The following is a 14,545-nucleotide window of genomic DNA, read 5'->3' as shown; positions in this document are numbered from 1 at the left end:
AGGAAAAATTCTTGTAGATGGTTGGATCGAAATTCAACATATCGTGTAGAGATTCTCAGTGACACAAGCAGCACAGTGGCGCCACCTTAACCCTTTTTCAGGAACGTGCCAATGTTTCTTGCGAAGGTTTCTCTGTTTTCGTGACTGACGGTGCATCTTATTGGCGCCAAGGTCCGGCAATCAGGGGGGATTGGCGAGAATTAATTCCTGCGCTTTGAACCCGGAGCGCGCGCCTAGTAAGATGCCGGACAGAATTTTTCCACCTCGCTATTCAGGACACCCGCCATGAGCATCAAATCGGACAAGTGGATTCGCCGCATGGCGCAAGAGCACGGCATGATCGAACCGTTCGTCGAGCGCCAGATGCGCGGCGAAGGTGCCGAGCGGCTGATTTCCTACGGTGTGTCGAGCTACGGCTACGACGTACGCTGCGCCGGTGAATTCAAGGTGTTCACCAACATCAACTCGGCAATCGTCGATCCGAAGAACTTCGACGAGAAGAGCTTTGTAGACGTAACCAGCGATGTCTGCATCATCCCGCCGAACTCGTTCGCCCTGGCCCGCACCGTGGAATTCTTCCGCATCCCGCGCAACGTGCTGACCATCTGCCTCGGTAAAAGCACCTACGCCCGTTGCGGCATTATCGTCAACGTGACGCCGCTCGAGCCTGAGTGGGAAGGTCACGTGACCCTGGAATTCTCCAACACCACCACATTGCCGGCGAAAATCTACGCCAATGAAGGTGTCGCACAGATGCTGTTCTTCGAATCCGACGAAGAGTGCGAAGTCTCCTACAAGGACCGTGGCGGCAAGTATCAGGGCCAGCGCGGCGTCACCCTGCCACGCACTTGATCCGTCCATCTGACAGTTCCCGGGAATTCTTCAGCAGGTAGACACTCTATTGGGTGTACTGCCCGGTTTGCGCACAGCGGACCGGGCCACTGCTCAGGAGTGCTCCATGAAGATCGATCCGCAAATCAGCGCCGAACTGGCCAGGCTTGAGCCCAATCAGGTCGGTGTTTTGGCCTGGTCCTTGTTGGCACATCCGCCAATCAATATGGCAGGGGGCATCCCCGGCCAGCCTGATCCCGATACCCCAAACGAACAGCCGACCGAACCCGGTGAGCCAACCCTGCCGGATGAGCCGCCTCCAGCACCTGTCGCCTGATGCCGCTATCTGCACTCACCGCACGACGCGTCATCCTGTAGGAGCGAAGCTTGCTCGCGAAGGCGGTGTACCAGTCAAAAATGATGTCGACTGGCACACCGCCTTCGCGAGCAAGCTTCGCTCCTACAAGGTTAGCGTTAGCCGATCGGCCATATTTCGTTGTCGCCGATGACGAAAATCCTGCAACTCTCGTCTGCTTCGACTTGATACCCACCGGTAAATGCGCCGAACGCGGGCAATAGACTGATTTCCGTTCCCAGCCTGAAACACGCCAGGCGCAAGCTTTGCCGGCCTCTGCCATTCAGCCGATACACCGGATGCACATGCCCCGCCAGGACATGACGGCTCGGGTGCGGATCCGGTTCATGCTGCAGGGAAAACGGCCCCAGCAAGAATGGCTCGGGCACCACGCGGATGTTCAGCGAAGCCGGCGGATCACCCGCCCGTTTGTCATGGTTGCCGCGAATCAGCGTCATCGGCAGATCGCGATGGCGTTCGCGCCAGGCTGCCAGCGCCGTCAAGGTGTCCACGGCGTGTGAGCCGGGCCCGTGGAGAAAGTCACCGAGGAAAATCAGCTGGCGACAGGGCAGGGCCGCCAGCAACCCATCCAGCACCGCGATGTTTTGCGCGGTCGTGCCCCGTGGCACTGGCTGGCCGAGGCTGCGATAGGCCGCAGCCTTGCCGAAATGCACATCGGCGATCAACAGCGCTTGCTGGGCGGGCCAGTAAATCGCTTTCTCGGGCAATAACCACAATTCTTCGCCGGCCAGGCGCACAGGATAAGGCGTGCTCATCAGGCTTTCCCGGTCTGTGCGGTTTTCTCGAGATCGCCGACCATGCGCCGGATTCGATCCGCCAGTTTTTCGGAACTCATGCTCTCGCGCATCCGTTCCACCAGCAGCGGAAAGCCCAGAGGCGTCGGACGTTTGATCTGATGCAGGTCGAATCTCAGACTGTTGATGCGGGCCAAGGTCTGCTCCAGTCGCTGAATATCCAATTCTTCCCGTAGGACTTCTTTCCCTGCCTGGTCCAGCAACAGGTTGTCGGCGTCGTACTGCTTGAACACTTCGAAGAACAAGCCGCTGGATGCCTGGACCTGCCGCGTACTCTTCGGCGCGCCGGGATAACCGGCGAACACCAGACCGGCAATCCGCGCGATCTCGCGAAAACGCCGCAATGCCAGTTCACCGGCGTTCAGGCTGGCGAGCACGTCGGGCAACAGCTGCTCGGCGTTGAACAAGTCGGAATTCAGATGACCGGACCAGTCAATCGGCGTTGCACTGAGCAATTCCAGGCCGTAATCGTTTACCGCGATGGAAAAGGTAACCGGTTGGCGCTGACTGACCCGCCATGCCAACAGGCTCGCCAACCCCAGATGCACCTGGCGCCCGGCGAAGGGATAGAGGAACAAATGCCACCCCTCGCGCGATTTAAGCGCCTCGGCCAGCAGCGAATTTTCGGTCGGCAGCCCGGACCAGCGTTGCTGCACCTCCAGCAGTGGACGCAACGCGGTCATTTCCGGGCCGTCAAAATGCCCCGATGCCGCGGCACTGAAACGCGCGACAACCGCCTGCGCCAACTCGCTGGACAGCGGCATGCGCCCGCCATTCCAGCGTGGCACCGCGGCTTTTTTCACGTTGCTGCGCTTCACATATGCGGTCATGTTTTCCACACGGACCAGTTCCAGCAAGCGTCCCGCGAACAGAAAACCATCGCCGGGCTTGAGCCGGGCGATAAACCCTTCCTCGACACTGCCCAGTTGTTTACCGCCGCCGCCCTTGCTCCAGAACTTCAGCTGAATGCTCGCATCGCTGACGATGGTGCCGATGCTCATGCGATGTCGGCGCGCCAAGCGTGCATCCGGCACACGCCAGATGCCCTGTTCATCGGGCTCGACCCGGCGATAATCCGGATAAGCCGTCAGAGAAAGTCCGCCGTGGCGTACGAAGGCCAGCGCCCAGGCCCAATCCGCTGGCGTCAGGTCACGATAAGCCCACGCGCTGCGCACCTCTTCGTACAACTCATCGGGAATAAACCCACCGCCCAGCGCGATGCTGACCAGATGCTGCACCAGCACATCCAGCGGCTTGTACGGCGATTCGCGGGGTTCTATCCGCCGCTGCGCCACAGCATCCTGCGCGGCGGCGGCTTCGATCAGTTCCAGGCTGTGGGTCGGCACCAACGTCACCCGTGAGACGCGTCCCGGCGCATGTCCGGAGCGCCCCGCCCGCTGCATCAGTCGCGCCACGCCTTTGGCCGAACCAATTTGCAGCACGCGTTCCACCGGCAGGAAGTCCACGCCCAGGTCCAGGCTCGACGTGCAGACCACGGCTTTGAGTTGTCCGTCCTTGAGGGCCCGCTCAACCCAGTCACGGGTATCGCGTGACAGCGAACTGTGATGCAAGGCAATCAACCCGGCCCAATCCGGGCGCGCCTCAAGCAAGGCCTGATACCAGATCTCCGATTGAGCGCGAGTGTTGGTGAACACCAGGCTGCTGGGACTGGATTCGATCTCGGTGACGACTTGCGGCAGCATTTTCAAACCGATGTGCCCGGCCCAGGGGAAACGTTCGATGGCCGGCGGCAACAGGGTATCGACGCGCAGGTCTTTACTGCTCTGGCCCTGGACGCTGATGCCGCCACCCTGCGGGATCAAGACCTGTTCTGCGTGGGATTGATTACCCAGCGTCGCAGAAACGCCCCAAACGATCAGTTCGGGATGCCAACGACGCAGGCGGGCGAGGGCCAATTGCAGTTGCACGCCGCGCTTGTTGCCTAGCAGTTCGTGCCATTCATCCACTACCACCATGCGCAAGGTCGACAGCGCTGTTTGCGCATCGGCGCGGGCGAGCATCAGGGTCAGGCTTTCCGGGGTAGTAATCAGCGTGGTCGGCAGGCGCCGGCTCTGGCGGGCGCGTTCGCTGCTGCTGGTGTCACCGGTACGCAGACCGACGCTCCACGGTATCTGCAAATCCGCCAGCGGCGCTTCCAGGGCGCGGGCGCTGTCGGCAGCCAAGGCACGCATGGGCGTTATCCACAGCACGGTCAGCGGTGCGGCAAACGGTTTGCGTTTACGCGATGTTTCAACCGGCGCGACGGAGGAGGCGAAGCGATTGAGCGCACCAAACCACACCGCGTAGGTTTTACCGGCACCGGTGCTGGCATGCAGCAACCCGGATTCACCCCGTTTGACCGCCGCCCATACCTGTTTCTGAAAGGCGAACGGCTTCCAGCCACGGGCGGTGAACCATTTTTTTGCGAAGTCGGGGGAGGTTCCCATGCCGGCGGCGTGCGCTCTGAAAGTGTTCTTTCAGTGACCGCGACGGGATGCGAAAGGTTTAATTGCGATACGCGGTCCTGTAGGAGCCAGGCTTGCCGGCGAAGGCGACTTCAAGGACGCCTTCGCGAGCAAGCTTTGCTCCTACAGGGTGAGGGCGGTGGTCTTACTTGAGGTTACCGCTGAGGAACTGTTGCAACCGCTCACTCTTCGGATTGCCCAACACATCCTCCGGCGCGCCTTGTTCCTCCACCAGCCCCTGGTGCAGAAACAACACCTGGCTCGACACTTTGCGCGCGAAGCTCATTTCGTGGGTGACCATGATCATGGTCCGGCCTTCTTCGGCCAGGCCCTGGATCACGCGCAGCACTTCACCCACCAGTTCCGGGTCGAGGGCCGAGGTCGGTTCGTCGAACAGCATGACTTCCGGCTCCATGGCCAAGGCGCGGGCAATCGCCACCCGTTGCTGCTGACCACCGGAAAGAAACGCCGGGTATTGGTCGGCAACACGCGCTGCCAGACCCACCTTGTCGAGGTAGCGCCGGGCGCGGTCCTCGGCTTCTTCCTTGCTGCAACCCAGCACCCGGCGCGGCGCCATGGTGATGTTTTCCAGCACGGTCATGTGGCTCCACAGGTTGAAATGCTGGAACACCATCGCCAAACGGGTGCGGATGCGTTGCAGTTCGTCGGGATCGGCTACGTGCATGCCGTGACGGTCCTTGACCATGCGGATGTCTTTGCCATCCAGGCTCATGGCGCCGTCGTTGGGCTGTTCGAGGAAGTTGATGCAACGCAGGAAGGTACTTTTCCCCGAGCCGCTGGCGCCGATCAGGCTGATGACGTCGCCGGTGTTGGCCTTGAGCGAAACACCTTTGAGCACATGATGGTCGCCATAGCTTTTATGCAGGCCGTCGATGGTCAATTTATACATGGGGCATGCATCCTCAAGGCGAAAGTAGGTAGCCGCTGCGATAGGCTTCGGTGCCCGCGACGTGGGCGATTACCATGCCGGCAGTGGCCATGCGGCGCAGCGAGCGGGCGTACATCAGCCCGGCGGCGGTGCAATGGATAGGGGTGACGCGATCATTGATCGGGTCGATGACTTCGGCGATCAGCTGCCCGGCTTCCAGGTATTGCCCCGGCAGCGCGGTGAACACCAACAACCCGCCGACTGGCGTGGTCACCGGTTCAACCCCGGCCAGCGGCGTGGCCGGGTAGGGCAGTTCGGGCAGTGGCGCTGCTTCGCCAGCGATGGCGCCGAAGTGAATCAGGTAATCGATCAGCGCCTGGCAATCGCCGCTGGCCAGCGGGTGATAGACGTCACCCTGGCCACGCAATTCGACGGTGACCGAGAAACTGCCCAGCGGAATATCGAAGTGCTCGCCGAAGCGCTCCTTCAACTGCCACCAGAGCAGCGTGAAACATTCATCGAACGACTGCCCACCGGAATCGGTGGCCAGCAGACTCGCCTCGGCACCGATGTAGCGCGCCAGCGGCTCGACCTGCGGCCAGGCTTCGGGCGTGGTGTAAAGGTGCGCGACGGCTTCGAAATCGCAATGCAGGTCCAGCACCATATCCGCATCGCAGGCCAGCCGTTGCAGGGTCAGGCGCTGGGATTGCAGTTGCGTGCCGGCGGTCTGGCGGGCGAGGGCGTTGCGCAGGCTGGTGCGGATCAGTTCGAGGTTGTACCGCGAATCGTCGCCGAGCTGGCCTTCGATCTCGTTGCCGACCTCTTCGCTCAAATCGACGAACCAGCGATTGAAGTTCTGCCCGCTCTCCAGCTCATAGCGGCCCAGCGGCACATCCATCAGCACCTGTTCCAGGCCCACCGGGTTGGCGACGGGCACCAGCACGATTTCGCTGCGCAGGCGGCCGGCGGCTTCCAGCTCCGCCAGGCGTTGCTTGAGGTGCCAGGCCACCAGCATGCCGGGCATTTCATCGGCGTGCAGGGACGACTGGATGTAGATCTTGCCTTTGGCCGACGCGGGGCCGAAGTGGAAGCTGTGGATCTGTCGTGCGGTCCCCGGCAGCGGGGCCAGCAAGTCATGTATCTGGTGGCGCATGTTCGTCTCTTTATTCCTGGAAACGGGTCCTAGTGAGTCGGCCCGAGGAAGGCCAGCCATCGACGTTCGGCGAGACGGAACAGGCCGACCAGCGCAAAGGTCACGGTCAGGTAGATCAGCGCGGCGATGCCGAACGACTGGAAGGTCAGGAAGGTCGCCGAGTTGGCGTCCCGCGCGACTTTCAGGATATCGGGGATAGTCGCGGTGAACGCCACGGTGGTCGAGTGCAGCATCAGGATCACTTCGTTGCTGTAATAAGGCAACGAGCGACGCAGGGCCGAGGGCATGATCACGTAGGCATACAGCTTCCAGCCGGTCAGACCGTAGGCCTTGGCCGCTTCGACTTCACCGTGGTTCATGCTGCGGATCGCCCCGGCGAAAATCTCCGTGGTGTAGGCGCAGGTGTTCAGGGCGAAGGCGAGGATGGTGCAGTTCATCGCATCGCGGAAGAACGCATCCAGCACCGGCTGCGCACGAATGGCCGCCAGGCTGTAGATCCCGGTGTAGCAAATCAGCAACTGAATGTAGAGCGGCGTGCCACGGAACAGGTAGGTGTAGAACTGCACCGGCCAGCGAATGTAGAAATGCGGCGACACCCGGGCGATGGACAGCGGGATCGACACCAGGAAACCGATGAAAATCGAGGCGCTGAGCAGCCAAAGGGTCATGGCCAGGCCGGTGATGTTGTTGCCGTCGCTATAAAGGAAGGGTTTCCAGTATTCCTGCAAGAGTTCGATCATCGTACGGCCTCCCGGGAACCGGCGGCGTAACGGCGTTCGAGCCAGCGCAGGACGAAGTTGGAAGCGCTGGTGATGACCAGGTAAATCAGCGCGGCAAGCACCAGGAAATAAAACAGTTGGTAGGTGCTTTTACCAGCGTCCTGCGCGGCTTTGACCAAATCGGCGAGGCCGATGATCGACACCAGCGCGGTGGCCTTGAGCATCACCATCCAGTTGTTGCCGATACCCGGCAGGGCGAAACGCATCATTTGCGGGAACACCACGATTCGAAAACGCTGGCCGCGTTTGAGGCCATAAGCGGTAGCGGCTTCGACCTGGCCCCGAGGCACGGCGAGGATCGCCCCGCGGAAGGTTTCGGTGAAATACGCACCATAAATGAAGCCCAGGGTAATGACCCCGGCGCTGAACGGGTTGATCTCGATGTATTCCCATTCCATGAAATCGGTAAACGACGTCAACCAGGTTTGCAGGCTGTAGAAAATCAGCAGCATCAGCACCAGGTCCGGCACGCCGCGAATCAGCGTGGTGTAGATCTGGGCCGGAACCCGCACCAGTTTGACTTTTGACAGTTTGGCGGTGGCGCCGAGCAGGCCGAGCAATACGGCCACCAGCAGCGACAATGCCGATAATTTGATGGTCATCCAGGTGCCTTCCATCAGCAAAGGACCGAAGCCCTTCAAGCTGAAGGCTGAGAGCCCCAGGTTTTGTAAGAGGTTTTCGAACATAAATCAGCAACCTGATTGGATGAAAAAAGCGCCCATCGCGAGATGGGCGCCGGGCATTATTTGCCGCTGTACAGATTCAGATCGCCAAAGTGTTTCTTTTGAATCTCGGCGTATTTGCCATCGTCGTGTAACGCTTTGATACCTTTATCCAAAAGCGCTTTCAGCTCGGTGTTACCTTTCTTAATACCGACAGCCGTTTTGGCCGGGAGCAAAGCGTTGTCGACTGGCTTGCTGACATCGTAATCGGCACCTTGTGGCGACTTCAGGAAGCCCAGTTCGGCTTGCAGCATGTCCTGAATACCTGCGTCGAGACGACCGGAAGTCAAGTCGGCATAGACCTGGTCCTGGTTGGCGTAGGCCTGGGTTTTAACGCCAGCCTTGTCCAGAACGGCTTTTGCATAAGCTTCCTGGATGGTGCCTTGTTCGTAGCCGACGGTCTTGCCCTTGAGCGAAGCGACGTCTGCGGTGACCCCGGAACCTTTCTTGAACACGTAGGCGGTCGGGCCGGAGAACAGCTCGCTGGAGAAGTCGATGACTTTTTCGCGCGCCTCGGTGACGGTCATCGAAGAGATCACACCGTCGAATTTGTTGGCCTTGAGGCCCGGAATCATGCCGTCGAAATCGCTTTCGACCCATTTGCACTTGACCTTCAGCTCGGCGCAGATCGCATTGCCCAGATCGATGTCGAAGCCCACCAGGCTGCCGTCGGCCGCTTTGGACTCGAAGGGTGCGTAGGAAGGGTCAACGCCAAAACGCAGTTCTTTGTACTCCTTGGCCAGCGCGGAGCCGGCAGCCATGCACAACGCCAGTGCAGAAAGGGTCAGCAATGCTTTTTTCATTATTCAATCCCTAAGAACCAATATGAGCGCTTGTGGCGCAGAATTATTGTTACTGGAAAGCGTAAGACCTAATGAAAGTAGCAATTTCCGAACCAGAGTCCCGAACAAGTGTTTTAAAAGTGATTCAAGAAGTCGCCGGGGCGGATTTGTGCACGGAAACGGGCGTCGGAAATTTCCTGCACCAATATAGTTCAGGCTGCCACAACTCTCCTTGTGGGAGCGAGCCTGCTCGCGAAGACGGAGTGTCAGTCACCAGAGTGTTTTCTGATACACCGCTTTCGCGAGCAGGCTCGCTCCCACAGGGGGATTGGGGTTAGGTCAGAAGGTCCTGCAGGGTTGCCAGGCTATCGGCGTCTTCCACCGACTTATCCTGCCTCCACCGCAACATTCTCGGAAAGCGCACCGCGATTCCACTTTTGTGGCGCTTGGACAGCGCGATCCCTTCAAAGCCCAGCTCAAACACCAGGCTTGGTTTCACGCTGCTCACCGGCCCGAACTTCTCCACGGTGGTTTTGCGCACGATGCTGTCGACCTTGCGCATTTCCTCGTCGGTCAGCCCCGAATACGCCTTGGCGAACGGCACCAGCGACCGTTCGCTGGCGTCGGGCGGGCCGTCCCAGACGGCGAAGGTGTAGTCGCTGAACAGGCTCGCCCGGCGGCCATGACCCCGTTGCGCATAGATCAGCACCGCGTCGACGCTGAACGGCTCTACTTTCCATTTCCACCACACGCCCATGTCCTTGGTCCGGCCGACGCCATACATCGCATCCCGCGCCTTGAGCATCATGCCCTCGACGCCAAGCTGTCGCGACGCTTCCCGTTGCCGGGCGAGGTCGAACCAGTCTTCACCGCTCAGCACCGGCGAGCCCAGGAGCACCGGGCTGTTGCAGGTGGCGATGACCTTATCCAGTTGAGTGCGCCGTTCGGCCTGGGTGTGGTTGCGCCAGTCTTCGCCTTGCCATTCCAGCAGGTCGTAGGCGAGTAACACTACTGGCACCTCTTCGAGGATTTTCTTGCCCAGGGTTTTACGGCCAATCCGTTGTTGCAGCAGGGCGAAGGGTTGCACCGCCGGTGGCGCTGTCGATTGCGGATCGAAGGCGTCTTCGGTGGTTGGGTGGGTGGATTTCCAGACCACGATTTCCCCGTCGATCACCGTGCCGTCCGGCAAACCATGGGTCAGCAACTCCAGTTCAGGGAAACGTTCGCTGACCAGTTCTTCGCCACGGGACCAGATCCACAATCGGCCTTCACGCTTGACCACTTGGGCACGGATGCCGTCCCACTTCCATTCCACCTGCCATTGGCTGGCCGGGCCGAGCAGTGTTTCGAATTGTTCCACCGGTTGTGACAAGGCGTGGGCGAGGAAGAACGGATACGGCTGGCCGCCCCGTTGCGCATGTTCGTCATCGGAGGGTGGCGCGATCAGTTTGAGGTAGTGCGCTGCGGTCGGGCGGTTGGACAGGTCGGTGTAACCCACCAGGCGCTGGGCCACGCGTTTGCTGTCGAGCCCGGCCATCGCCGCCAGCGCCCGGGTGACCAGCAACTTGGATACGCCGACGCGAAAACTGCCCGTGATCAATTTGATGCACAGCATCAGGCTGGGGCGGTCGAGTTGCGCCCACAGGGCTGGCAGGCGCCGGGCCAGGAACTCCGGGGTTTCACCGCGCAGCGGCAGCAGTTTGTCTTCGATCCACACCGCCAACCCGTCGGTAGAACTGTGGGTGGCTTCGGGTAACACCAGCGAGATGGTTTCCGCCAGATCACCGACCGCTTGATAACTCTCTTCGAACAGCCACGTCGAGAGCCCGGAAATCTCCACCGCCAGTTCCCGCAGCGCGCGCACCGGCACCAACTGCCGAGGCCGGCCACCCGAGAGAAAATACACCGCCCACGCGGCATCTTCCGGCGCAGCCTGGGCGAAGTAAGCCTGCATCGCTGCGAGTTTAGCGTTGCTCGAAGTGGTGGCGTCGAGCTCGGCGTACAACTCGGCGAAGGCTTTCATGCTTGCACCTCGGCGGTTTCCGCGACGACACCGTGGTCTTCCTCGTCATCGCCGTATTCCGTGCTGAAGCCTTGGGCATCCAGCCCTTGTTCGCACAGATGCCGCACCAGCACAGCGACCGAACCGTGGGTGACCATCACCCGTTCGGCGCCGGTCTGTTCGATGGCCCAGAGCAGGCCGGGCCAGTCGGCGTGGTCCGACAGCACGAAACCCCGGTCCACGCCGCGCCGCCGCCGCGTACCGCGCAAACGCATCCAGCCGCTGGCGAAACTGTCGCTGTAGTCGCCGAACCGGCGCATCCAGGTGCTGCCACCGGCCGACGGTGGGGCGATGACCAATGCCTGGCGCATGATCGGATCGCTCTTTTTCACGTCGCCGGCATAAATTGTGGGTGGCAGGTAAATACCGCTGTCGCGATAGACCTGATTGAGCGGTTCCACCGCGCCATGCACCAGAATGGGGCCGAGGCTGGCGTCGATGCCGTGGAGAATGCGCTGGGCCTTACCGAAGGAGTAGCAAAACAGCACGCTGGCCTTCTCGGCTGCGATGTTGGCCTGCCACCACTGATTGATTTCGGCAAAGATCTGCGACTGGGGCTGCCAGCGATAAATCGGCAAGCCGAAGGTCGATTCAGTGATGAAGGTGTGGCAACGCACCGGTTCGAACGGCGCGCAGGTGCCGTCGGGCTCAATCTTGTAATCCCCCGAGGCGACCCAGACTTCACCGCCGTATTCCAGGCGCACTTGCGCCGAGCCGAGTACATGGCCAGCGGGATGAAAACTCAGGGTGACACCGTGGTGCAGCAGACGTTGGCCGTAGGGCAGGGTTTGCAGGTTGATGTCCTGGCCCAGGCGTGAGCGCAAGATCCCTTCGCCGGGAGCCGCCGCCAGGTAATGTTGATTACCGGTGCGGGCATGGTCGCCATGGGCGTGGGTAATCACCGCGCGCTCCACCGGACGCCAAGGGTCGATATAGAAATCACCGGCGGGGCAGTACAAACCTTCGGGACGCGCGATAACAAGGTCCATGTTGTTGCCAATATGGGGGGCTTGTTAGCTAGGAGGTTTTTGCGAGGTGAGAAGTTCTATTAGGTTTTCAGGGCAAATGAAAATTCAAAATTGTGGGAGCGAGCCTGCTCGCGAAAGCGATGTGCCAGGCAACGATGATGTTGACTGACATGACGCCTTCGCGAGCAGGCTCGCTCCCACATTGGGACGGTGTTTAGCGTTATTTACCCGGTGTCAGGGTCAACCGCGCCTTGCCATATGCCTTGTCAAAGTTCTGCGGCTGCATCGGCAGGCTCATGTACTGGCCCTTGAGCCACGGGTCGATGCTGTCGAGGTAGTTCGGGCTCGCCGGGTTACCGGACTGACCCGTACCGTTCTGGCCCATCAGCGGTTCGGACTGGCCGAAGTCGACGATAAAGCGCATGGACGGCACCAGCGTGGTGTTGAAGTCCTGGCCCCAGGCGAACGCCGCAGTGTTCAACGTGGTGTGATCGCCGCCGGCCGCCAACGGACCGCGCACGGTCTGGCCAGTGGCATTCTTCCACTCATAGCGGTGCAGTTTGCCCCACTGCCAGGCCTTGTGATCCCCGCCCAACTGACTGTCGCCAGCACTGATGGCCGCCGCCAGGCTACGGGCAAGGATCGCCGGTTTGTCTTCTTTTTGCGGGGTGCGCGCGTCATCCCAGAACGGGCTGTCTTCGCGACCAAGCAGGTGATCGGCCTGGGCCGCGTAGGACAACTTGCCGTTGGCGATAAAGGCTTTCCACGCCGGGCTGCTTTCCGGGCCGAGTTCGTCGAGGAAGATCTGCTTGGTGCTTTCCTGCAGGAACAGCTCATAGATTGCAGCATCGGCAGAGGTCGGGCTGAGCTTGCCGTCGAACGCCATCAACCGCGTCAACGCCTCGCGGGCCTTGCCGCGATCAGCTTCCGGCAACGCTTCGATCGCCTGTTTCAGCGGCTGGGCCATGCCCGGCGCTTCAAACATTTTCTTCAGTTTGGCGGCGAAGGTGGTGGTCTGGTCGTACTGCATGGCGATCAGGCTGCGGCTGTCGTGCTTGCCTGCGCCGGCCAGTTCGGCCATGCGCTCGCCACGCTCCGGGGCGGACCAGGAATTGGACAGCTGCATGCCGTAGCCATGGGGAATGACCCGCTGGTTGGCGGTGCCGAGCCAGCCTTGAGCCGGATCCTGGTCATACGGGTGCAGCATCGGGTCGGCGTAACCGTCCCAATCGTAGCGACCTTCCCAGCCCGGCGACGGCAACAGGCCTTCGCCTTCGCGACGGTTCGGGTAGCGACCGGTGACTTGCCAGCCGATGTTGCTGGCGTCGGCAAATACCAGGTTCAGGGCGATGGCGCGGATTTCACGGCTCGCGTCCGAGGCTTTCTCGACGGTCTGTGCGCGGGACAGGTCGAAGAACGCGTCCAGGGTCTTGTCGTCGGTGAAGCTCGGGGTTTGCAGGGCCAGGCCGAAGCCGTTGGCCATGCTCAGACCCTGGGCGCTGTTGAGCAGCGCCCCGTGGCGGGTTTCGTACACCGCTTCACGCAGCGGCCGCTGGCCTTTGACGAAGTAGGTTTCGTTACGCACCACCACCGGCTGCCATTTGCCATTGGCTTCGTAGGTCAGGCCGTTGCCTTGGCGTTTGATTTTTTCCAGGAACAGGTCCTGGTTGTCGCCCATGACCGAGGTCATGCTCCACGCCACTTTGCCGTTGAAACCGCCGAGCACCATGGGCAGGCCGGCAATGCTGACGCCCGCCGCCTGATATTTCGGCGCGCGGATCTGCACGTAGCTGAACAACGACGGCACGCCCATCGGGCCGTGGCTGTCGCTGGCCAGCAAGCTTTTGCCGCTGCGACTGCGTTGCGGGCCAATGGCCCAGTTGTTCGACGAGGTGGCGCCGAGCAGATTCAGATCGGACAGTTGCCCGGTGGCCTTGGTGATTTCCGCCAGGCCTGGAATCGCGCCGTTGAGCTTGATGCCCTGGAGCTTGTCGGCTTCGCCCGTTGGCAGTTTTTCGTCGGGCGCGGACGGCGTCAGCCATGGGAGCTTGTCGGTGTTGACGGTTTGCGCCAGCACTAGCGAAGAGATTTCTTCCGGCAGGTTGGCCGACTGGCTGAAATTCAACAGGCAGAAAATCAGCGCCGAATCTTCCGGCTTCCAGTATTCAGGCTTGTAGCCGCTGGCAGCGAGATCGGCCGGCAGCTTGTCGCGGTAGCGGAACAGGTAGGCGTTGACGCCCCGGGCATACACTTCAAAGAAGCGCTTGAGCCGTGGCGAAGAAGCTTTGTACAGCTCACCGGCACTTTTCTTCAGGTTGACCGCGCGCATATAGCGGTCGGCGTCGAGCAGGTCCGCACCGGACATTTCTGACAGGCGGCCCTCGGCCAGCAGGCGCATGGTCACCATTTGCGTGAGGCGGTCGCTGGCGTGGACGTAACCGAGGGCGAACAGCGCGTCGTGGAAGCTGTTGCTTTCGATCAACGGCATGCCCATGGCATTGCGCCGAACCGAAACGTTCTGCGCCAGGCCCTTGAGCGGCTGCACGCCGGAAGTCGGCGGGAGGGTGTCCTGGGTGTTCCAGGTCTGACAACCGGTCAGGCTCAAAACACCGGCCACTGCTGCGGCAACGCCGAACCGGGGAAGAAAATGTGTGAGGGCTGGCGAGGCCATGGCAAAGCTCCTGCGGGGGTAGTAACGCAATAAAGGCGCTACGTTAGTGAGCA

12 protein-coding genes are annotated in these 14,545 nt (G+C 61.0%); 2 read left to right on the top strand and 10 right to left on the bottom strand.

Features of this window, described 5'->3' with window-relative positions:
- The first annotated feature begins 285 nt into the window (after positions 1-285).
- Positions 286-852 (top strand): dCTP deaminase, encoded by a 567-nt coding sequence (gene dcd / locus ACIOYV_RS09940; protein ID WP_054047011.1) that lies wholly within the window; start codon positions 286-288, stop codon positions 850-852.
- Positions 853-958: 106 nt separating this feature from the next.
- Positions 959-1,168: a hypothetical protein gene (locus ACIOYV_RS09935; RefSeq protein WP_054047009.1), complete on the top strand. Its 210-nt coding sequence runs from the start codon at positions 959-961 to the stop codon at positions 1,166-1,168.
- A gap of 137 nt (positions 1,169-1,305) precedes the next feature.
- Here ACIOYV_RS09935 and pdeM read toward each other — a convergent pair whose 3' ends face one another.
- From pdeM to ACIOYV_RS09885, 10 genes are all read right to left on the bottom strand, one after another.
- The gene (gene pdeM, locus ACIOYV_RS09930; protein WP_401323329.1) at positions 1,306-1,962 is read right to left on the bottom strand and encodes a ligase-associated DNA damage response endonuclease PdeM; all 657 of its coding nucleotides are present in this window, start codon (positions 1,960-1,962) and stop codon (positions 1,306-1,308) included.
- Complete coding sequence (locus ACIOYV_RS09925) at positions 1,962-4,448, bottom strand: ligase-associated DNA damage response DEXH box helicase (protein ID WP_401323326.1); 2,487 nt, start codon at positions 4,446-4,448, stop codon at positions 1,962-1,964. Before ACIOYV_RS09925 ends, pdeM begins: the two co-directional genes overlap by 1 nt.
- A 163-nt stretch (positions 4,449-4,611) precedes the next feature.
- Positions 4,612-5,376, bottom strand: a complete 765-nt coding sequence (locus ACIOYV_RS09920; protein WP_054047003.1) for an ABC transporter ATP-binding protein — start codon at positions 5,374-5,376, stop codon at positions 4,612-4,614.
- Positions 5,377-5,389: 13 nt separating this feature from the next.
- On the bottom strand, positions 5,390-6,508 hold the full coding sequence (locus tag ACIOYV_RS09915) for a succinylglutamate desuccinylase/aspartoacylase family protein (RefSeq protein ID WP_401323322.1): 1,119 nt from the start codon (positions 6,506-6,508) through the stop codon (positions 5,390-5,392).
- 29 nt (positions 6,509-6,537) lie between these two features.
- Entirely contained in the window at positions 6,538-7,248 is a 711-nt protein-coding gene (locus ACIOYV_RS09910; RefSeq protein WP_054046999.1) for an ABC transporter permease, read from the bottom strand.
- Entirely contained in the window at positions 7,245-7,973 is a 729-nt protein-coding gene (locus ACIOYV_RS09905) for an ABC transporter permease (RefSeq protein WP_054046997.1), read from the bottom strand. The genes ACIOYV_RS09910 and ACIOYV_RS09905 overlap by 4 nt, the downstream gene beginning before the upstream one ends.
- A gap of 56 nt (positions 7,974-8,029) precedes the next feature.
- A complete protein-coding gene (locus tag ACIOYV_RS09900; RefSeq protein WP_163908827.1) occupies positions 8,030-8,812 on the bottom strand; it encodes a transporter substrate-binding domain-containing protein in 783 nt (260 codons plus the stop codon).
- Between the two features lie 313 nt (positions 8,813-9,125).
- Positions 9,126-10,814 carry an ATP-dependent DNA ligase gene (locus ACIOYV_RS09895; protein ID WP_401323319.1) on the bottom strand — a complete coding sequence of 563 codons (1,689 nt, stop codon included), beginning with the start codon at positions 10,812-10,814 and terminating at the stop codon, positions 9,126-9,128.
- Positions 10,811-11,842, bottom strand: coding sequence for a ligase-associated DNA damage response exonuclease (locus tag ACIOYV_RS09890; protein ID WP_163908829.1), 1,032 nt, complete (start codon positions 11,840-11,842; stop codon positions 10,811-10,813). Before ACIOYV_RS09890 ends, ACIOYV_RS09895 begins: the two co-directional genes overlap by 4 nt.
- A gap of 199 nt (positions 11,843-12,041) precedes the next feature.
- The gene (locus tag ACIOYV_RS09885) at positions 12,042-14,492 is read right to left on the bottom strand and encodes a penicillin acylase family protein (protein ID WP_401323315.1); all 2,451 of its coding nucleotides are present in this window, start codon (positions 14,490-14,492) and stop codon (positions 12,042-12,044) included.
- Positions 14,493-14,545 lie beyond the last annotated feature (53 nt).

Origin of the sequence: Pseudomonas sp. NPDC087342, assembly GCF_044744265.1 — a bacterium.
Classification (GTDB): Bacteria; Pseudomonadota; Gammaproteobacteria; order Pseudomonadales; family Pseudomonadaceae; genus Aquipseudomonas; species Aquipseudomonas nunensis.
This window is presented reverse-complemented; position numbering and strand designations above follow the sequence as displayed.